Source organism: Dolomitihabitans soli, assembly GCF_022213955.1.
Lineage (GTDB): Bacteria > Actinomycetota > Actinomycetes > Streptosporangiales > Streptosporangiaceae > Streptosporangium_A > Streptosporangium_A soli.
In genome coordinates, this window is the sequence record NZ_JAKNTW010000056.1 from 1 (window position 1) to 20,225 (window position 20,225).

At 68.8% G+C, this 20,225-nt stretch carries 17 protein-coding genes and 2 pseudogenes; 4 read left to right on the forward strand and 15 right to left on the reverse strand.

Going from position 1 to position 20,225, the window contains the following annotated elements; genetic code table 11:
- Positions 1-45 precede the first annotated feature (45 nt).
- The 12 genes and pseudogenes from MBA17_RS48490 to MBA17_RS48545 form a co-directional block, all read right to left on the reverse strand.
- Positions 46-564: a TlpA family protein disulfide reductase gene (locus MBA17_RS48490; RefSeq protein ID WP_238505743.1), complete on the reverse strand. Its 519-nt coding sequence runs from the start codon at positions 562-564 to the stop codon at positions 46-48.
- Positions 564-1,082: a MauE/DoxX family redox-associated membrane protein gene (locus tag MBA17_RS48495; protein WP_238505744.1), complete on the reverse strand. Its 519-nt coding sequence runs from the start codon at positions 1,080-1,082 to the stop codon at positions 564-566. Before MBA17_RS48495 ends, MBA17_RS48490 begins: the two co-directional genes overlap by 1 nt.
- A gap of 95 nt (positions 1,083-1,177) precedes the next feature.
- Positions 1,178-2,098, reverse strand: a complete 921-nt coding sequence (locus tag MBA17_RS48500) for an NAD-dependent epimerase/dehydratase family protein (RefSeq protein WP_238505745.1) — start codon at positions 2,096-2,098, stop codon at positions 1,178-1,180.
- On the reverse strand, positions 2,095-2,247 hold the full coding sequence (locus MBA17_RS48505) for a hypothetical protein (protein WP_238505746.1): 153 nt from the start codon (positions 2,245-2,247) through the stop codon (positions 2,095-2,097). The genes MBA17_RS48500 and MBA17_RS48505 overlap by 4 nt, the downstream gene beginning before the upstream one ends.
- Before the next feature lie 134 nt (positions 2,248-2,381).
- Positions 2,382-3,566, reverse strand: a complete 1,185-nt coding sequence (locus tag MBA17_RS48510) for an NAD(P)/FAD-dependent oxidoreductase (RefSeq protein WP_238505747.1) — start codon at positions 3,564-3,566, stop codon at positions 2,382-2,384.
- 168 nt (positions 3,567-3,734) lie between these two features.
- A pseudogene (locus MBA17_RS48515) lies at positions 3,735-3,836 on the reverse strand (IS5/IS1182 family transposase); the annotation flags it as partial.
- A gap of 97 nt (positions 3,837-3,933) precedes the next feature.
- Positions 3,934-4,170, reverse strand: a pseudogene (locus tag MBA17_RS50140) (bile acid:sodium symporter); the annotation flags it as partial.
- Between the two features lie 53 nt (positions 4,171-4,223).
- Complete coding sequence (locus MBA17_RS48525; RefSeq protein WP_238505748.1) at positions 4,224-5,558, reverse strand: Dyp-type peroxidase; 1,335 nt, start codon at positions 5,556-5,558, stop codon at positions 4,224-4,226.
- 22 nt (positions 5,559-5,580) lie between these two features.
- Positions 5,581-6,597 (reverse strand): hypothetical protein, encoded by a 1,017-nt coding sequence (locus tag MBA17_RS48530; RefSeq protein ID WP_238505749.1) that lies wholly within the window; start codon positions 6,595-6,597, stop codon positions 5,581-5,583.
- A 42-nt stretch (positions 6,598-6,639) separates the two neighbouring features.
- Complete coding sequence (locus MBA17_RS48535) at positions 6,640-7,173, reverse strand: hypothetical protein (protein WP_238505750.1); 534 nt, start codon at positions 7,171-7,173, stop codon at positions 6,640-6,642.
- Between the two features lie 792 nt (positions 7,174-7,965).
- Entirely contained in the window at positions 7,966-8,172 is a 207-nt protein-coding gene (locus MBA17_RS48540) for a cold-shock protein (RefSeq protein WP_238505751.1), read from the reverse strand.
- A gap of 340 nt (positions 8,173-8,512) precedes the next feature.
- Positions 8,513-10,786 carry an amylo-alpha-1,6-glucosidase gene (locus tag MBA17_RS48545; protein WP_238505752.1) on the reverse strand — a complete coding sequence of 758 codons (2,274 nt, stop codon included), beginning with the start codon at positions 10,784-10,786 and terminating at the stop codon, positions 8,513-8,515.
- Positions 10,787-10,872: 86 nt separating this feature from the next.
- On the opposite strand from MBA17_RS48545, the gene MBA17_RS48550 reads away from it, so the two are divergent.
- The 4 genes from MBA17_RS48550 to MBA17_RS48565 are packed head-to-tail and all read left to right on the forward strand — an operon-like array spanning position 10,873 to position 14,951.
- Entirely contained in the window at positions 10,873-11,871 is a 999-nt protein-coding gene (locus MBA17_RS48550; protein WP_238505753.1) for a LacI family DNA-binding transcriptional regulator, read from the forward strand.
- Between the two features lie 11 nt (positions 11,872-11,882).
- Positions 11,883-13,109: a sugar ABC transporter substrate-binding protein gene (locus MBA17_RS48555; protein WP_238505754.1), complete on the forward strand. Its 1,227-nt coding sequence runs from the start codon at positions 11,883-11,885 to the stop codon at positions 13,107-13,109.
- On the forward strand, positions 13,109-14,119 hold the full coding sequence (locus MBA17_RS48560; RefSeq protein ID WP_238505755.1) for a carbohydrate ABC transporter permease: 1,011 nt from the start codon (positions 13,109-13,111) through the stop codon (positions 14,117-14,119). The genes MBA17_RS48555 and MBA17_RS48560 overlap by 1 nt, the downstream gene beginning before the upstream one ends.
- A 1-nt stretch (position 14,120) precedes the next feature.
- Positions 14,121-14,951, forward strand: a complete 831-nt coding sequence (locus tag MBA17_RS48565; RefSeq protein ID WP_238505756.1) for a carbohydrate ABC transporter permease — start codon at positions 14,121-14,123, stop codon at positions 14,949-14,951.
- Between the two features lie 108 nt (positions 14,952-15,059).
- Here MBA17_RS48565 and MBA17_RS48570 read toward each other — a convergent pair whose 3' ends face one another.
- From MBA17_RS48570 to MBA17_RS48580, 3 genes are all read right to left on the reverse strand, one after another.
- Positions 15,060-18,053 carry an AfsR/SARP family transcriptional regulator gene (locus MBA17_RS48570; protein ID WP_238505757.1) on the reverse strand — a complete coding sequence of 998 codons (2,994 nt, stop codon included), beginning with the start codon at positions 18,051-18,053 and terminating at the stop codon, positions 15,060-15,062.
- Between the two features lie 113 nt (positions 18,054-18,166).
- Entirely contained in the window at positions 18,167-19,516 is a 1,350-nt protein-coding gene (locus MBA17_RS48575; RefSeq protein ID WP_238505758.1) for an FG-GAP repeat domain-containing protein, read from the reverse strand.
- A 61-nt stretch (positions 19,517-19,577) separates the two neighbouring features.
- Positions 19,578-20,225: FG-GAP repeat domain-containing protein (locus MBA17_RS48580; RefSeq protein WP_238505759.1), on the reverse strand; the 648-nt coding region annotated here is incomplete at its 5' end.

Consider the following 20,225-nt stretch of genomic DNA (forward strand, 5'->3'; position numbering starts at 1 on the left):
GGGCCGCGCGCAGGGCGACCCCCGCAGCCGCCTTCGCCGTTCCGATCATGCGCTGACCGTGGCGGGCAACACGGGATCGTTGTCGGTGACCCTGCCATCCGCACCGATCACGAAGAGGGCCGGATAACCGGCGACCTGGAAAGCGCTCTGAATAGCGGCCTGAGGCGCCTCGACCACGACACGCGCCACCTCAGCAAGGCGTTCCACGTCGGCGACGGCCTCATCATCACTGTGGGTGACGACGACAGCGAGCACCGCAGCCGAGGTGTGGCGGGCATGGTCGATGAAACGCGGCATCAGCTCCGTACAGGGCTGGCAGGACGGAGAGAAGAAGCCGATCAGGGCAGGCCCTTCGAGCAGTTCATCGGAGACCGGCTCACCATCAGTGGTGGTGGCGGCGAACTCCGGCATCCTCTCCCCGATGGCGAGCCCTCCCGCCATCGGCGGCAAGAACGCCGCCGACGCCGCCTGCTTCCGCAGCCGGCGGATCACTCCCACCGTCAGCAGGAGATTCAACACGCACAACACACCGACCAGGACGACGGCAACGATCAGATACGGCATCACGCACTCCCCGAGACTTCCAAGAACAAATCGGCGATATCGTCGAAGACGATCAAGAGAATGGCGCCGACCAGCCCAACCGGCGCAGCCAGGACGAGACCGACCACGGTCACCGGGCCGCCAGGAAACATCAGCGCCACCCAACCCACCGCGACAACGAGCAGCAGAAGCCCGTTACGGACCAGATGCACCGGACCGAGCGGCGTCGCGGACACGCCGAAGCACTGACACGGCTCACGCTGCCCCGAGCGAAGGGAAACAGCGATCCACATGGAAAACGCGATCAACAACATCCCGCCGGCGGCCAACCCCGCACGGGGAAACACGATCAAGGTGGCCGCAGTGACAACTTCCATACCCACCGCCGCCACGGCAGCCGGGAACCGGACCGCACCGGGCAGCAATCGCAAGGTGACGGCGAAAGACTGCAGTGCGGCACGGTTGCGCAGCTTTGAGAACGCGGAGACGACGAAGACCGTGGCGAGCAGGACCTGACTCGCCACCAGCACGTGGGACATGACCCATGATGCTCTTCCGGCGTGCTAGCCCGGCGCTAGCGCGCCGGTAGCGCCTCCGGGGCTTGTGGAGAGCCGGGTGCGCGTAGCGGCCGAACTCATTTCTCGGTCCTTTCCAGACCGTCGTGTATCGATGGTCGCGACGGTGTCCAGCCCAACTCCCGGGTGGCTTTGGCATGCGAGACGCGCATGGAGGTGTCGGCCATCAGGCAGGCGAGGTAGGGGGCGCCCAGTTTCAGCAGCCAGCGGGGCATCGCCTTGGGCCGCGGGGTGCGGTGCGCGGCGGCGACGGCGGCGGCGAACTGCCCCCAGGTGACGGGGGTGTCGTCGACGATGTTGTAGGCCTGGCCCGGCCGGCCGCGTTCCAGTGCGGCCACGGTGGCGTCGGCGGCGTCGGCGATGTGGATCCAGGACGTGGTTCCGCCGCCTCCGGCCGGGAGGATCGGGAGGTGTTTGCGCATCATCCCGGCGAACATGTCGCTGAAGGCGTGCGGGCCGTAGAACATGCCGTATCTCAAGGCGATCCCGTCGGCCCTCAGAACTTGCTCCTCGGTGGAGCGGCAGCCTTCGACGACCGGGTCGCCGTAGGTTCCCCGCGGCTGCCCGAAGGGGTCGTCCTCGGTGAGTTCGTGATCGCCGTGATCGAGGTAACCGTATCCGGTGATCAGCGACTGGGTGACGAACCGGCTGGCACCGACCACCTGGGCGGCTTCCAGCAGATGCGAGGTGCCGGTGGAGCGCAGCGCGTTGGTGGGGTCGTCAGGGCGCAACCGGGGTGATGCGCCGCGCAGTGCGGTCGCCTGGTGCATGACGGCGTCCGCGGAGATCCCGTCGACAACCTTCAGGAGTTGATCGCGGTTCATGACGTCGGCCACGATCGACTCGCCACCGAGGTCCTTCACCCGCTCTCGGTTGCCGGGGTTGCGGATGATCGCGGTGACGTGATGGCCGGCATTGGTCAGGGCGGGAATGAGCCGGCGCCCGATCGCCCCGGTGGCGCCGGCGAGAAGGACGTTCACGTGGCTGCCCTCATCGATGCCGGGGCGGCCACAGCGGCGGGCGCACCCGGCAGGGCTGCGGCGAACACCAGCACGGGGATCAACAGCGTCCGAGCGGACGGCGTGCGCGTTGCTCGCGCCCGGTCGCCGGGGGGCGTGGTGGTGGTCATGGCGTGCTCCTTGAGACTCGGGTGCGTGATACGACGAGAGCCGGGGTGATCACCACGGCGGCGCCGGCAGGGGTGCGGGCCGCAACCGGCAGGCCGGTCGCCGTCCTGGGGGCTTTCACGAAAGGCGCCGGTGCTCAGGCGGCGGGCCTGCGGGTGGCGCGGCCGCCCTTGGAGAGGGTGGCGCTGACGTTCATGCGCTTGCTGAGCCGGTACATCGTCACCGGGCTCCCGCTGACGATCTCCTTGTACAGCACGGCGGCGCGGCCGGTGAGGCAGGCCCGGCGCGGGGTGTCGTCGGCGTGAGTGAACTGGATGACCGCGTCGCGGCGGCCGAGGCTGACCGGCTGGTGGAAGTAGCCGAACCGGAACGGCTTGACCTTCTTGCCGCGCAGCAGCCGGGCGATGGCGTCGGCGGTGTACTGGGCGGTGGGCAGGCCGCTCTGGCAGGTGCCGTGGATCTGCCCCCAGGCCAGCCGGACGGCGGCGGCGTCCCCGATCGCGTGGATGTCGGGGTGCGACACCGAACGCAGGGTCGCATCGACCAGGATCAGGCCGCGCTGGTCCACGGCGACACCGGCCTGGCGGGCCAGCGCCGGCACCCGCACGCCCGTGGTCCACAGGCACGCGTCCGAGGCCACCAGTTCGCCCCCCTCCAGTTCCACCGCGTCGGGCAGCACCTTGGTGATCCGCGCGCCGGTCCGCACCGTGATCCCCAGACGGTCCAGCGCTCGGCGCAGGTGGCTGCGGGCCTTGGTGCCCATCATCACGCCGGGCTCATCCAGACTGATCAGCGTCACGCGGATACCGGGGTGGGTCTCGGCGATCTCGGTCGCCGCCTCGATGCCGGTCAGGCCGCCGCCGCAGACGGTGACCATGCCGCCCTCCGCCGCGATCCGGTGCAGTCGATCGGTGAAACGGGCGGCGTCCTGCGGGCTGTCGAGCGTGAAGGCGTGCACGTCGGCACCGGGCACCCGGACGACATCGGTCGAGCTGCCGACCGCGTACACCAGGGTGTCGTAGGCGAGAGTCGCCGCGCCGCCGTCGACCTCCACCGTGCCGGCCCCGGGGTCGATGGCGGTGGCTGCTCCTTGCACGAAATCGATCCCGGTCCTGGCCAGCAGGTCGGAGATCCGGTGGTCGGCCAGGTCCTGTCCGGCGGCGATCTGGTGCATCCGCAGCCGCTCGGTGAACCGTGCCGACGGGTTGACCAGCGTGATCCGGACGCCGGTGCGCCGGGTCCGGTGGGCCAGGCGGATCGCGGCCATCATGCCCGTGTAACCGGCGCCCAGTATCACGATGCGGTGGTCGATGTTCCTCATGTCTGCCTCCCTGGATCGGGCCGCCGACTCAGGTTTCGGTGTCGGCACCGCCTATGGGACAAATGGGCCTTCGCAGACGTGACACTCCGAAGAAGTGATCTACACCACACAAGGCCGCACTCGCCTGGTGGCGACGAACGCTGAACGTTCTAGGAACTGTTTCTCGGATCAGCTGCGGAGCCAGATGGCCGGGGTTGCGAGGGTGACGGTGCCGAGGAAGATGTAGGCGCGTTTGTCGTACCGGGTGGCCACGGCCCGGAAGTTCTTCAGGCCGCGCTGTCCAGGCGTCAGCACCAGCGACAGCGGACGGCACCGGCCATAGGCGGACAGGTGGATCTTGGTGGTGACCGAAGGGTCCGCCCGGCGACGACGCGACCAGGACCAGCGCTGTGAGAGACGCGGCGGGCAGGCCGAACAGCGCCGCGACGCCCCAGCCGAGGAGCGGAACGGCGACCAGGTTGGCCACCAGCACCAGCAGGAGCAGCGGCGGGTTCGCCAGGATCGCACGCAACTCCGGCAGCGTGGCTCCGAGACCGGCGGCGAACATGGTGCTCGCGATGAAAATCACGGTGATCGCGTTGAACTGCAGATGCAGCGTATTCATGAGACCACCCACCCCGATGGCGATCGTGTCCGGGCGGCGTTCGCCGCTGAGTGTCAGTCTTCGAAATCACCGAGCCAGCGCAGGGCGCTCAGCCCTGGTATGAAGCAGTACTCGCCTCCGCGTGTGACGACGAACCGCGGCAGCGACGGTAGGCGCCGCCGTATCGGTCGCCGGGGGATCGTGAACTCACCGGTGCCGTCGTTCGATCCGACCACGGGGTCTCTCGCGTCGCCCGCGCCGAAGAAGACGCCGTCGTTGATCCATTGGGACTGGACGAACTCGAACTGTCGTCCGAGGTGCGCTCCGACGAACGCGAACATCAGTCCGCGGTCGGCTCCGTCGTCTTCCAGGGCTTCCTCGGGCAGCGGCGGACCGTACGCGGTGGCGCGTCTGATCATCCGGTGCAGTCTCGGCGCTCCCGCCACCGACGCGTCACGGGGATTGGCCCGGCGGGTGTGGCAGCCGCCGGGAGTCGTGAATCCCGCCGGATCGTCCTGCTCGTAGAGGAAGCTGTTGTTGCGACCTCGGTCGGCGCCGAGCTCCGCGTCGTCGTGCAGCGGGCTGAGCGCCAGTGGCGCGCCGCTGCGCCAGCGTCCCATGATCTTCGCTGCCAGCAGTTCCTCATCCTCGGGGCCGGTGGAGTTGTCCTTCAGGTACCGCCGGAACATGGCGACCCGCTGGTGGAGTTTGCGGAAGGCCACGTACGTGCCGTTGCGGCCAAGCGCCTCAGGCTGCGGGGTCTGGACGCCGCCCAGCTCGTCGCGGTAGCCGAGCACGAACTCGCCGGCCTTGAGCGGCGCCTCCAGCCGGTTCGACCCGGCGATGCCGCTACCCTCGACGGCGGGGTGACTGATGCCGTCGCGATAGCCGAAAGGTTCGCTCTCATCGGGCGGCACGTTGCAGTCCTGCCTCCAGATCGCGGTCACACCGGGGAGCCGGTGATACGCCGGGCGGGCACGGTCAATGGCCTTCTCCAACTGCGCGGGATCAGGCGCGAGCGCGGTGAGCACCACGTGGACATCGGGCGAGCCCAGCGGGGACTCCCAGTTCTCGGGGGCGCTCTCTCCGGTGTCGCCCAGCGCCGTCGCCCGTGCGGCCATCCCCTGCCGGAACTCCCAGGCGAAGGTGTCCAGCGACTCCCGCGGCACGCCCAGGGCTTTCAAGCCCTGATTGCTGACCGCGACGCTCACCCAGGTCTCACCGAGGGGACTCATCGAGTCAGCAGCCGAGGTCACCACCGCGCTCGCCCGCCGCATCAGCTCCCGCCCGTGCGCACGGTCATCGATGCGGAAAAGGATGTACGTCGCCGCGTAGGGGGTCGGCCGAGGGCTGAGAACCCCGCGCTGGATGTCGTCGAGTTCGAGCATGGCATGCGTTCGCTCGCTCACGGAAAGCTCCCTTCTTGCGGCACTACTTCGCCAAGACGATGTTTCTCCAGAAGTTGCGCAGGCTCTCGTCGCCACCGAACAACGAGCTGAAGATCGTGGAGTCCGCCATGAGCACGTCGCCGGCCCGCTCACCGCGCGGGGGCATCCACAGGAACATGTTGAACTCGGTGTTGCCGGCCTCGGTGAACGGGTGCGGCCTGGACATGTCGATCGGTTGCCTGCCCAGCACGTGGATGGCGTCCGGCTCATCGGTCGTCACCGCGTAATGCGGCAGGTGCAGGTGGAAGTTGAAGGTGGTCACCCCTGCCAGCCATCCCTTGGGGTCCAGGTCTCTGGTGATGGACAGGGGGGCGATCCTGTTCGGTCCCTGCGCCGCGGGACGCAGCCCGTAGCGGTTCTCGACGGGTACTCCGAGCCCTTCCATCAACGAGCGGGTGTACCGGCCGAACCGCTGCTGGCGGGGAACCAGGGCGTCGCCGTGATGGTGGTACTCGACGTTTCGCACCTCCAGATCGTCCGACGCCCCGATGTCGTGGTGCGGCCCCAGGACCAGGCAGGTTCTCTCCCGGTGGAGGAACTGCCGCAGGGCCTCGACCTCCTCAGGAGCGGCGTCCTGTCCAGTGATCATGTGGTCCAGCCCGAACACGAACAAGGTGTCGGTGTCGGCGAGCACCCGCTCGTCGAGCGGAGTGTGGAAACCGGCCTGATCGACGCGTTGGTACACGGGTACGGGGTGTCCCGTGGTCTCCTCGACGAACTGCTGGAACGGCACCCAGGCCCAGAAGAACAGCTCCAGCGTCCCTGCGATGCCCTGCTGGAAGCGCATCGGGTCGGACCACTTCGGATCCTCGTAGGCGGGCCAGGCCACGCGCCGGACCTCGGTCATCGTGGAGAACCGGTTGTCGAGCTCGGCCGGGTTCCGGCCAGCCTCGGCCGGGTAGCTCCATGCGACGTAGATGCTTACGCGTCGGCGTCCGGGGGTGTACTCGCGCGGTACGTGGTTCTGGTTGTATATGCGTGCGGTCCTGAACTCGTTCATTCCATCTCCGATCTGCAGGGGTGTGTGCGGCTGCGCCGGATATCACTGCATCTGGTCGAGCATCTCCGACAGGGCGTTCTTGATGCGCAGAGCCTTCTTGATTTCGTCGGCAGTGAAGTACGGATATTCCCCGTACTCGATGAAGCTCGGACAGTGGCGCTCGCGGACGAACCTGATGAACGCCTCGGGATTGGTTTTCCAGTCTTCAGGGAATCCTTCTAGGTTCTCGAAAGCCGTACTCACGCCTGCTTTGGTGAACAGCGCGACGGCATCTTCGGTGTACTTGTCGAAGTCGGTGTCGAAGATGCCCTGGTACATGAAACGTGTGTCGTCGTCGAAGAGCACCCAGCGCAGATAGTGCAGCTTGAGGGGCGCGAGAAGGTACGGGTCTCCTTCCAGCGCCTTGGCGAGGGCGTGACCGTATTCGCGTATCGCCTCGGCCCGGCCGGGCTTTACTTTCGCGATGATGGTGAACCCGTAACACGCCGGGGTCCTCGGAAAGACAGGGCCATATTTCCCCTGCTCGAGCTGGTCGGTCTCCTTGGGGATAACAACTGCCTGTGGCCTGATTTCCATTCCGATTCCTCCATAATTTAGCAACAAAAGGATAACTACCATCTGATTGCGGCATTAATGCCTCACATTTGTTGATGTTCGGGTGATTGTTTTTTACCTTCCGCCCATCGTCGCCGACTGTGATCGCCCACGACCGGTCTCCTGGTGCCACGTAATTCGTAGATCGGTTCATGGCGGGTCTCCGCGTCGGCGGTAGCGGCTGACACACCGCCGGGTCTGGTGGCGTCGTAGGAAGTCCGACCAGGCGAGGACGTGGTCGGCCATGCGGGTTGCGGGCAGGAACAGCCGTGGGCCACGACGCGGCGGACCTCGGCGAGGGTTCGCTGGATCAGGCCGGGTCGGCTCAGTGAGCTCGGACACCGAACGGCCAACCGAGACCGGCGAGCGCGTACGGCCAAAGGAGACCGGAATCACGGCCACCGTGCGGAGACGCCACGGAGTGTCAGGATGCCGGCGGACGACGAGCGGCGGCGCCGCCGCGCCGATGGCCGGTGCCGTCCGCTGTCGCTGGTGCTGACGCCTGGACACCCGGTACGACAAACGCGCCTACATCTTCCTCGGCACCGCCACCCTCGCAACCCTGGCCATCTGGCTCCGCAGCTGATCCGAGAAACAGTTCCTAGGACCGTGATCTCACTGCGCCAGTCGGGTACCGCTGCCCAGCCGACCGCGAGCCGATGAGCGCTTGGCTGCTCATGCGGACCAAGACCGGCGGCACAGCGGCCGAAACACGTCAGGGCCCGCACCCGGAGGTGCGAGCCCTGATGTGGAACGCCGACAGGCGGTGCTGTGTCAGGCGGCGACGATGTTCTCAGCCTGAGGGCCCTTCTGGCCCTGGGTGATGTCGAAGGCCACCTTCTGGCCTTCGCGCAGCTCGCGGTAGCCGCCCTGAGCGACGATGTTGGAGTAGTGCGCGAAGACGTCCGCGCCGCCACCGTCCTGCTCGATGAAGCCGAAGCCCTTTTCCGCGTTGAACCACTTCACGGTGCCAGAAGCCATGTTGATCTCCTCTTGATAGGTGTAAAGCCGAAATCCGTACCGACACGAATTCCGCGTCGCCGCGGTAGGCCCACACCGGAGAAGACCGGCAAACAAAAATGCACCTGACGCTAAGTTCCGTCAGGTGCACACAAGTTCATATGGGTACCACAACTGCAACTACGTCTAACATAGCACACCGGCAGGCGTGAGATGCATACTCCCGCACCACCCACGCCGACTACCCGCCCGACCCAAGAACCTCGAACCCGCCGACGCAGACGTCATCCGGCTGTCCATCGACCGGCACGCCGTCGTCCTGCGCGACGCCAGGGCGGTCACCGGCCTACGCCCCGTCAGCTCAGGGTGTACGGCCGTCGACCACCTCGACCGACAAGCCGGGTGGGAGGCCCGTTGTTTCGGCCCTGCCCGAGCGGTCGATCGACACGGTGACGTCGGCGCCCGCCACTCGCAGGCCACGCACCGTAACCGCGCCGAGCGGGGTTCCCGCCAGTGGACGCAGCAGGACCTTGCCGCCCGGCACGTCCGGATACAGGCCCACAGCCGCGTGCAGCAGCGTCACGGCGGCGGCGGCCGACCACGCCTGGGGGCGGCAGGCCGCCGGGTAGGTCACCGGGCGGCCGACCGTGTCCCGTTCGTCGCCCGCGTGGAGTTCGGGCAGGCGGTAGTCGAAACCCTCCGCCGCCGCCAGCAGGCCCTGCGCCAGATCCGCCGCCAGCCGGTGGTGACCGGTCCTGGCGAGGCCGGCGATGACGATGGCGGTGTCGTGCGACCAGACGGACCCGCAGTGGTAGGACAGCGGGCTGAACGCGCCGTCATCGGCCGACATCGTCCGGAGCCCGAAGCCGCCGGACATCGCCGGAGTGCCGAGGAGCTCCGCCACCCTCGCCTCCTCCCCCGACGACAGCAGGCCCGTGCCGAGGAGGTGGCCGATGTTGCTGGTCAGCGAGTCGACCGGCTGTTTGTCACGGTCGAGAGCCAGCGCGGGATAACCGTTCTCGTGACCGGCGACCGACGCGAAATCGCCGTACTCGGCACTGGCCGCCAACGCCAGATGGCCGCCCCCCGCATCGGTGCCCGGCGCGGGGCGGGTGACCCAGAAGCGGGCACGGAAGCGGTCGGTCATCGAGCCCGCGTAGTCGAGCCACCGCCCAGCCCCCTTGCGGCCGAACGCCGCCAGCAGGGCGGCCCCCTGGTGAGCGGCGGCGCAGGCGTAGCCCTGGACCTCTGCCAGCGCGATGGGCGGTTCCGCCTGGCGGCCGTCGTGGAAGCGAACCGCGTCGCCCGAGTCCTTCCACCCCTGGTTGGCCAGGCCGTGGCCGGTCGAGTCGATGTACTCCAGGAAGCCGTCCCCGTCCGGGTCCGCGTGGTCGCCGAGCCAGCCGAGCGCCGCCTCCAGGGCTGGGAGCAGGGGCTCGATCTGGGCGGCGGGCATGCCCCAGCGCCAGGCGTCGTGCAGCAGGCCGATCCAGAGGGGGGTGGCGTCGATGGTGCCGTAGTAGGCGGCGGGCAGCCGTAGCCTGCCGCCGCTGTGCTCGTGGCGGCGCAGTTCGTGCATGATCTTGCCGGGCGCCTCACCCGTGGCCGGGTCGACGTGGGTGCCCTGTCGTCTGGCCAGTACGCGCAGGGTGCTCGCCGCCAGGTCGGTGCCCAGCGGCAGGAGCATCCTGGCGGCCCAGAGGCTGTCGCGCCCGAACAGCGTCAGAAACCACGGCACCCCCGCGCCCAGGAACGTCTCCCCCGGTTCGCCGGGCTCTGCCAGCCGGAGGGAGCGCAGGTCTTCGAGCGAGCGCGCCGCCAGCCGTACCAGCCGGACATCGTCGGCTGTCACCTGGGGGACGCTCCACTCCAGCGGTACGGACGGCGCGGTGACCACCGCGTCCGGGTCCTCGATCACGACGACCCACCGCAGCGTGACACGCTCGCCGGGCGCGAGCGAGATCTCCCAGCGCAACCGCCCACCGGCCGCACGGGAGTCGCCGCCCTCAGCGGAGCCCTGACCCGCAGGCGAGCCGTCGCCTGCCGGCGGGTCACGCCTCTCAGCGTGCGGTTCCAACGTCGCGTTCTCGCCGGTCGCTCGTACCCGGATGCGGCCGGACCGCCACTCCAGGGACCCGTCGCCGGCGGCCGAGGCGGGGGCCGGAGAGGCCGTGCCGCCGGACTTCACCAGGTCGATCGGGGCGAAGTCGCAGTTCAGGTCCAGGGTGACGGTGGCCGACACCGGGCGTGTCGCGGTGGAGGCGATCTCGATGAGCTCCGTCATCCGTCCGGGGGCGACCTCGCGGGTGCGGTCGACGCGGACCGTGGGGTCCGCGATCGGGTCGCCCAGCCAGCGGACCAGGGACACGAACCTGGTACGGCCGGCGGCCTGGACGGCGTGCCCCACCGCCTCCGGCTCCCTGCCGTCCACGGCCAGTGTGACCTGCGACAACGCCCGCGCGTCCGCGTGGAACAGGCCCTGCACTCCGGCCGCCCTGATCTGCCCGTCGGTGCCGCTCAGCGCGGTCGTCGGCGCCAGAACGGTGCTGACGAGATCATGCAGCAGCGGTTGCAGGCGGTGCGTGGCTTGGTCGAGCACGAGCGGCCCCCGAATCTTGACAGGCGAATCGTCCAAGGGAGATAGTGCGTAACACTCCGTTTACTTGAACGATCCAATCCTGCCATACCTCTATTTGAACGTTCAAACCATTAGAAAGCGACATGATGCCCGAAAAGGTGACGATCGCCGACGTCGCGCGGCGGGCCAGCGTCTCCCGGCAGACCGTCTCGAACGTACTGAACTCCCCCGGCCTCGTCCGCGAGGAGACCCGCGAGCGCGTACGGCAGGCGGTCGAGGAGCTCGGCTACCGGGTGAACCAGGCGGCGCGGCGCATGCGGACCGGCCGGTCGCGGCTCCTGGCAGTACGGATCGAGCAGACCCAGGATGGCATGAACGTGTTCGACCGGTTCCTGCACGGGCTGACCGAGTCGGCGGCCAAGGCGGGATATCGGGTGATCCTTTACACGGCCGACGACGACCGGTCGGAGATCGCCACGTTCGACGACCTGCTCGGGGCGTACGAACCGGATGCCTTCGTGCTGACCAGTACGCATTACGGCGATGTGCGCACCTCGTGGCTCGCCGAACGGGAGCTGGCGTTCGTCACGTTCGGGCGGCCGTGGGGCATGCCGGAGGGCGGCGCCCACCCGTGGGTGGATGTGGACGGTGCGGCGGGGACGGCCACCGCCACCCGGCACCTGCTGGACGCGGGTCACCGGCTGATCGGGTTCATCGGCTGGCCCGAGGGATCCGGCGTAGGCGACGACCGCAGGAGCGGCTGGGCCCGGGCGCTCGAAGACGCGGGTCCGTTGCCACGTACGAAGCTCGAAGACGCGGGCGTGCTGGAGCGGCGGACCGATGGGTCGGCGGCCGAGGGTGAGGCGGCGGCGAGGGAGCTGATCGCCGCCGGCGCCACTGCCCTCGTGTGCGTGAGCGACTCCGTCGCCCTGGGCGCGTTGCAGGCCGGGCCGGTGCCCGTGATCGGGTTCGACGACACGCCGGTGGCGGCCGCGATCGGTCTGACCAGCCTCAGCCAGCCTCTGTCGGACGCCGCCGCGCGCTGCGTCCGCGTATTGACCCGGCTCCTCGAAGACGACAGCCCGGACAAGCCGGATCACGTACTGCTTGAACCCTCCCTGGTGATCCGGCGTACTGCGTGAAAGGAAGCGCGATGAAACACCTCCCCCTGGCGGCGCTCGCCGTACTGGCGCTGGCCGCGACCGCGTGCGGCAGCGGCTTCGAGGACAAGCCGGCGGCCGCGCCGCAGAGCAGCGGCCCCGCCTCGCTGCGGATCCTCATCGCCTCCTCCGGCGACCCGGAGACGACCGCGGTCAAGCAGGCCGCGGACGCCTGGGCGAAGGAGAGCGGCAACCAGGCCACGGTCACCCCTGCGCAGGACATCCACCAGCAGCTCGGTCAGGCGTTCGCGGGCGGCACCCCGCCGGACGTCTTCTACGTGGACGCCTCCCGGTTCGCCGACTACGCCAGCGTCGGCGCGCTGGAGCCGTACGGGGACAAGATCTCGAACCCGGACGACTTCTACCCGAGCCTGCGCACCACGTTCACCCGGGACGGCACGTTCTACTGCGCGCCGAAGGACTTCTCCACGCTGGCGCTGATCGTCAACGACGGCCTGTGGAAGAAGGCGGGCCTGGCGGCGTCCGACGTGCCGACCACCTGGGAACAGTTCACCGAGGTGGCCGGCAAGCTCAAGGCCGAGGGCATCACCCCGCTGGCGATCGGCGACACCCGCGACCGGATCGGCGCGTTCATGGTGCAGGCGGGCGGCTGGATCACCAGCGCCGACGGCAAGCAGGCCACCGGCGACAGCCCCGAGAACCTCAAGGCCCTGGAGTACGTCAAGACGCTGCTCAAGGACAAGCTGGCCGAATACCCCAAGCAGCTCAGCGCGTCGTGGTCCGGCGAGGCGTTCGGCAAGGGGAAGGCCGCGATGACGATCGAGGGCAACTGGATCAAGGGCGCCCTGAAGGCCGACTACCCGGACATCCAGTACACGGCCCACCCGCTGCCCGCCGGGGCAAAGCAGGGCACGCTGTCGTTCACCAACTGCTGGGGCATCGCGGCCAAGAGCGTCAACAAGACGGCGGCGGTCGCCTTCGTCGAGGCGATGACCAGGGCCGACCAGCAGCTCACGTTCGCCAAGGCGTTCGGGGTCATGCCGTCGCGGCAGTCGGCCAAGGACGCCTACGTCAAGGAGTTCCCCACGGACACGGCGTTCGTGGACGGCGCCGCCTACGCCCAGGGCCCGGTGAACGCCGCCAAGATGGACAGCGTCCTGTCCGACTTCGACGCGGGGCTCCAGCAGCTCACCTCGAAGGACCCGAAGGCGCTGCTGGCCAGACTGCAGAAGAACACGCAGTCCGCGCTGAGCGACTGATGCCGACGCGCCGCAGCCGGGCCAGGGACGACGCGACGGGGTGGCTGTTCGTCGCGCCGGTCGTGGTGATCCTCGCGGTGTTCCTGCTGCTGCCGATCCTGATGGCGATGTGGGTCAGCCTCACCTCGTGGAACGGCCAGGGCAGCCCGTTCAGGAGCGACGTGCCGTTCGTCGGGCTGGACAACTACGACCGGCTGTTCACCCGGGACGACCTGGCCCGGGAGAACTTCATGATCAGCATCAGGAACAACGCCTACTACGTGGCGATCGTCGTACCGCTGCAGACGGCGCTGGCGCTGGGCCTGGCCCTGATCGTGAACAGCCGCCTGCTCAAGGGCAAGTCGTTCTTCAGGAGCGCGTTCTACTTCCCGTCGGTCACCAGCTCGGTGGCGATCAGCGTGATGTTCCTGTTCATCTTCAGCAACTCGGGGGCGCTCACGCAGTTGCTCGACTTCTTCGGCATCCAAGGGCCGCAGTGGTTCTCCGACGCCAGAGGTGTCCTGCACCTGCTGCTCGGCATGGACACGCCGCCGGCGGCGCTCGCCGGGGCGGGGCCGTTCGGTCTGTCGTGGTGGGAGTGGCTGGCGGGGCCGAGCGTGGCGATGTGCGCGATCATCGCGCTGGTCGTGTGGACGACGTCGGGCACGTTCATGCTGATGTACCTGGCTGCGCTGCAGGACATCCCGGTGACGCTGGAGGAGGCGGCCAAGCTCGACGGGGCCGGGCGGTGGCAGCGGTTCCGCTACGTGACGCTGCCGATGCTCAGGCCGACGATGTTCCTGGTGCTGACGCTCGGGCTGATCGGGAGCTGGCAGGTGTTCGACCAGATCTACGTCATGAGCCAGGGCGCTCCGGCCAAGACCACGCTGACCCCGGCGTTCCTGTCGTACCGGACGGCGTTCCGCGATTTCGACTACGGGGCGGGGACGGCGATCTCGTTCGTGCTGTTCCTCATCATCGTGCTGCTGACGCTGTTCCAGCGCCGCGTGATGCGGGAGAGGAGGAGCTGAGGTGCGCAAGCTCGCGAGCACCTTCACCGGCTACTCGATCCTGATCTTCTTCGCGCTGGTGTTCATCTACCCGTTCGTCATCCAGATCGCGAACTCGTTCAAGACCGAGCCGGACGCCGCCGCCTCCCCGCTCTCGCCCTTCCCGAATCCGGGGACGCTGGCGGGGTTCGAGCGGGTGTTCAGCGGTACCGACCTGCCGATCTGGCTGGGCAACTCGCTGCTGGTGACGATCGTGGTGACGGTCGGGCGGGTGTTCCTCGACTCGCTGGCCGGGTACGCGCTGTCCAGGCTGCGCTTCCGCGGGCGGGCGGCGCTGTTCGGGGCGGTCATCGCGGTGATGGCCGTGCCAGGCGTCGTCCTCTTTATCCCGAAATTTCTGGTCCTCAACCAGTTGGGGATGTATGACAGCTATCTGGCGTTGATCCTGCCGGTGATAGTGGACGCGGCGGGCGTGTTCATCATGAAGCAGTTCTTCGACTCGATCCCGGCGGGGGTGGAGGAGGCGGCGCGGATCGACGGGGCGGGCGCGTTCCGCACGTTCTGGTCGGTGGTGCTGCCGATGGCGCGACCGGCTCTGATCACGCTGACGATCATCTCGTTCCAGGGGACGTGGAACGAATTCCCGCACACGCTGGTGGCGGTCCAGAATCCGGCGCTGTTCACGCTGCCTCGGGGGCTGGCCGACCTGGTCAGCGGGTCGCTGGGGGGTGGCACGCAGTATCCGCTCAAGCTGGGGGCGGCGCTGCTGGCGACGATTCCGGTCGCGGTGATTTTCGTGATATTCCAGCGCAGGTTCGTCCGCGGCGCCAACGAAGGCAGCGACAAGGGCTGATCGACGAGGACGAACCCGGAGGGGTCGCCCTGTCCGGCCACGGTGGCCCCGGATGGTGAAGGCCTCCGTGATGCGTGCAGGGCAGGCCTCATCATGTGGGGACGCGCTTCAAAACTCTGACGACCCAAGGAGCTCGCGGTACTCCCGTGCCCCGTGCAGCCGGAAGATCTCCAGGGCCACGGCCATCGCCGACTTGGCGGCGGCGTGATCGCCGAGCGCTTCGTGCACATGGGCCAGGTCACGCAGGGTACGCGCCCGAGACAGGGCAGCGCGCAACGTGTCCCACTGCGCCATCGCCTCCTCCAGGCGGCTCCTTGCCTGGTAGAGCCGCCCTTCGGCCAAGGCGAGCGCACCGAGCGTGCGCAGCGTCCAGGCCTCGCCCCAGCGGTCGTTGAGCGCGCGGGTCACGGCGAGAACCTCTGCCAGCGCCGGGCCCGCCGCGTCGAACTGGCCGAGCCGTACCTGAGTCTTGGCCAGTTCGCACTGGCAGTAGGCCGCCATCAGCCGGTCGCCCCGCTCGCGAAAGATTTCCAGCGCGCGCTCGCACAGCTCCTGCGACTGCGCCAGCTCGCCGCGTGCGCGGTGGTACAGGGACATGCTGCGCAGGGTCAGCCCTTCGCCGCGCCGGCTGCCCGCGCGTCGGTACAGCGAGAGCGCGGAGGTCAGCTCGCTCCAGGCGACCGGGTAGTCACCGCGCTCCACGTGGACGTTGCCGGCCAGCCGCTTGACGTGCGCGAGGGCCGCCGGGTCGGCGAGGTCGCTCCACAACCGGCTCCCGCGTTCCAGGAAGCGGAGGGCTTCGAGCAGGTATCCCTGCCCGAGGCAGGAGGCGCCGAGGGCGGCGAGCGTAGTGGCCTCACCTCTGGTGTCCTGCGCGGAGCGGAACAGGGACAGCGCCTGGCTGAGGTAGTAGCGGGACTCGGCGAAGTGGTCGCGCTCGTAGTACAGGCGGCCGAGCCCTGCGCGCAGGGTCGCCTCGCCCAGCGTGTTGCCCATGCGGCAGGCGACGGCGAGCGCGGCGTCGTGCGTGCGGTGCCAGGCGGCGAAGGGGTTGTCGAAGACGTACCGGCTGCCTTCGAGAGCTGTGGAGCACAGCGTGGCGGCGAGTTCGACGGCGATGTCGTCGAGGTCCATCGCCGCGGCCAGCTCCACCGCGACGATCAGGGTCTCCTCCTCGGCGCGGAGCCAGCCGTGCGGGTCGGCGAGTGCTCTCCGCAGGACCTGCTGGTCCACCGGTCGTGCCAGGTCGTGGACGCCGCGATGCGTCGGAATTCCGATGGGTACGGCTTCGCCGAGCTGCTGGACGAGCCAGAGCCAGCCGCCGAGCACCCGGCGCACCACGGCCGTGCATTCCGTGGGCGCTTCCTCCTCGTGGGCGCGCTCCCGGGCGAACAGTCGGATCAGGTCGTGCAGCCGGTAGCGGGTCTCCGCCACGCTGGCGAGGGAAGCGTCGACCAGGTGCTCCAGCACCCGCTCCGCCTCGTCCAGGCCGGTTTCCATGGCGGCGGCCGCCACCCACACCGGGATGTACGGCAGGCCGAGCAGGCCGAGGCGGCGCAGCGCCGTCCTGGCCTCGGGTGGCAGCAGGTTGTAGCTGAGGGCGATGCCGGCCCGCACCTCCTGGTCGCCGACGGCCAGCTCGTCGAGCCTGCGCTGCTCGTCGGCCAGCCGGTCGGCCAGCCTCGTCACCGACCACCGGCGGCGCGAGGCGAGTCTCGACCCGGCGATCCGCAGGGCCAGGGGCAGGCCGCTGCACTGCCGTACGACGCGCCGCGAGGCGTCCGGGTCGGCGGCGATCCGTTCCTGGCCGGCGATCTGCCCCAGGAGGTGCAGAGCCGCCTGGTCGGATAGCAGGCCGAGCTCGAGGACCGCGGCGCCGGCCAGGCCGGTCAGCCGGTTGCGAGAGGTGACGATCACGCCGGAGCCGGGGGTTCCCGGCATGAGCGGCCTGACCTGGCTCTCGGTCGCGGCATCCTCCAGCACGATCAGTCGGCGGCGGCCGGCCAGGAGGGTGCGGTAGCGGGCGGCTCGTTCCTCCAGCGTGCCTGGGGACGAGAGGCCGGGTTCCAGCTCGCGCAGCAACCGGCCGAGGACCTCATGCGGGGTGGCGGGTGCCTCGCTGGTGCCGCGCAGCTCCACGTGCAGCTGGCCGTCGGGGTAGAAGGGCACGATCTCGTGTGCGGCGCGCAGCGCCAGCGCCGACTTGCCGACGCCGCCCGGCCCGAAGATCACGCAGACGGGTGTGGTGTTGGGCTTGGTGAGCAGGCCGCGTAAGGCGGCGAGCTCGTCTTCGCGGGCGGTGAAGTCTGGCAGCGAGGAGGGTAACTGCCTGGGCGGTAAGGCTTTGGCCGTACCCAAGAGCAGTGAATCCGACCGCAGGATGGCCTCGTACGACTGCCGCAGCTCGGGCCCGGGCTCGATGCCCAGCGAGTCGATCAGCACCAGCCTGCCCTGCTGGTAGACCGCTAGCGCGTCCGCTTGGCGGCCTGCGCGGTACAGCGTCACCATGAGGTCGCGGCGCAGCCGCTCACGGACCGGATGTGTCGCGACGAGTTCGGTCAGCTCGTCGATCAGGCCTTCGGTGCCACCGGTCGCCAGGTCGACCGCGATCCGTTCCTCCAGTACGGCGAGCCGCAGATCTTCCAGCCTGGCGGCCTCCGCGCGCAGGTAGGTGTCCCCGAGGCCGCCGAGGGCCGGGCCGCGCCACAGCGCGAGCGCCGCGCGGAACGCCTCCCCCGCTTCGTGGGCGCCACCCTCGCGTGCGGCTCGCCGTCCCCGGCTGACAAGCCGCATGAACACGTCCTTGTCCAGCGCGTCGGGAGGGATGGTGGCGGTGTAGCCGACCCGGTGCGAGACGATGACGCCCTTCTGGCCCGCGCTGTCGAAGGACCGGCGCAGCGAGGCGACATAGGTGTGCAGTACTCCCCGGGCGCTCCGAGGCGGGTCGTCCCCCCAGAGCGCCTCCATCAACCGCTCAACCGTGACCACCTGTCCGGCGTCGAGGAGCAAAGCGGCGAGCAACGTTCGCGGCTTGCGTCCCCCGAGGGGAAGCTGCCGCTCGTCGCACCACACCTCGACCGGACCCAGGAGCCGTAACTCCATTGGCTCTCCCATGAAGGCGCCGATGTGCCGGAGTCAACTCTAGGGAGTGGACGGTATAGACCGGGTATGTCAGAAGGACCCCGGCCGTCGCCGGGGTCCTTCTTGGGCCGAACTCAGATGTAGGGGCCCCAGCCGCCACCGATCCTGACCGCCGGACCGAACCCGTTGGCGCTCCGGCCGTTCCACACGAACAGGGTGCCGTCGGTGATCGCCGCGATGTCGCCACGACCGTCCCGGTTGACATCACCCAGCGACATCAACGTGTTGCCATACGGCCCCCAGCCCCCACCCACCTGAACCGCCGGACCGAACTCATTGCCGCCCTCACCGTTCCAGACGAACAACGTGCTGCCATCCCTGATCGCCGCCAGATCACCCCTGCCGTCGGCGTTGAAGTCACCACCCACCGGCTTGCCGTACGGCCCCCAGCCCCCACCGACCTGCTCCGCCGGACCGAACCTGTTCCCGCCCTCACCGTTCCACACGAACAACGTGCCATCGGTGATCGCCGCGATGTCGTCCCGGCCGTCCCCGTTGACATCACCCACCGACGTCAACGTGTTGCCGTAGGGTCCCCAGCCCCCACCGACCTGCTCCGCCGGACCGAACTTGTTACCGCCCTCACCGTTCCAGACGAACAGCGTGCTGCCATCCCTGATCGCCGCCAGATCGCTCCTGCCATCCCCGTCGAAGTCACCCGAGATCGGCTTACCGAACGCCGACCACCCCGCCCCTACCTCCACCCGCGCACCGAACTCGTTGCCGCCCTCGCCGTTCCAGACATACAACTTCCCATCCGCCGTCGCGAAGAGATCCCCCACACCATTACCGTCGAAATCAGCCCCATACGGGGGTACCCAGAGGGCGTCGACGATCTTTCCGGCGTTGCCGGCTTGGGGCTGGTAGCGGTCAGGGAAGGCGGAAACCTGTACCTTCTGGCACACCTCGCCGATCGGTGCACTCTGCCAGGAGTTGTTCGGGTACTTCCGGATCATCGCGTTGAGGAAGGCGTTCGTGGCCCAGGTCGGGTTGAGTCGCTGCTCCTCGCTGCCCCATGGGTCCTGCTGCTGGAAGAGGCCCAGGCTGGTGTGGTCGACTTTCTCGGCGACGTTCTGGATGGTCGATTCCACGATGGTGGTGGTGATCGCGATGACCGCCGCACGCTCGGACAGGCCACGATCGCGGACGGCCTTCACGACCATGCGGGCGCAGGAGACGCGGTAGGCGTTTATCTTGTTGGCCAGTTCGCCGGCCAGGACTCCGGCGAGCCGGTCGGCGATGGCGGCGTCCCTGCCGGTCGCGCCCCGGGCGTCGCACGGGGCGGTGAGGTAATTGGCGTTGAAGTCACCGGCCCGGGGTCCAACCGGATCCGGGTCGGCCAGCGCCGTCGGGGTCAGGGCGCCGATCGCGAGAACGGTCAGGGCCGCCGTCGCCGCATAACGGGCAAACGTCTTTGAGAACATGTGCTGCTCCAGGTTGGGGGGATCTGGGGGTGTCCACCGCCCCCAGGGAACTGGGGGAAGGTCAGACGTAGGGGCCCCAGCCGCCACCGATCCTGACCGCCGGACCGAACCCGTTGGCGCTCCGGCCGTTCCACACGAACAGGGTGCCGTCGGTGATCGCCGCGATGTCGTCCCGGCCGTCCCGGTTGACATCACCCAGCGACGTCAACGTGTTGCCGTAGGGTCCCCAGCCCCCACCCACCTGAACCGCCGGACCGAACTCGTTGCCGCCCTGACCGTTCCAGACGAACAGCGTGCTGCCATCCCTGATCGCCGCCAGATCACCCCTGCCGTCGGCGTTGAAGTCACCACCCACCGGCTTGCCGTACGGCCCCCAGCCCCCACCGACCTGCTCCGCCGGACCGAACCTGTTCCCGCCCTCACCGTTCCACACGAACAACGTGCCATCGGTGATCGCCGCGATGTCGTCCCGGCCGTCCCCGTTGACATCACCCACCGACGTCAACGTGTTGCCGTAGGGTCCCCAGCCCCCACCGACCTGCTCCGCCGGACCGAACTTGTTACCGCCCTCACCGTTCCAGACGAACAGCGTGCTGCCATCCCTGATCGCCGCCAGATCGCTCCTGCCATCCCCGTCGAAGTCACCCGAGATCGGCTTACCGAACGCCGACCACCCCGCCCCTACCTCCACCCGCGCACCGAACTCGTT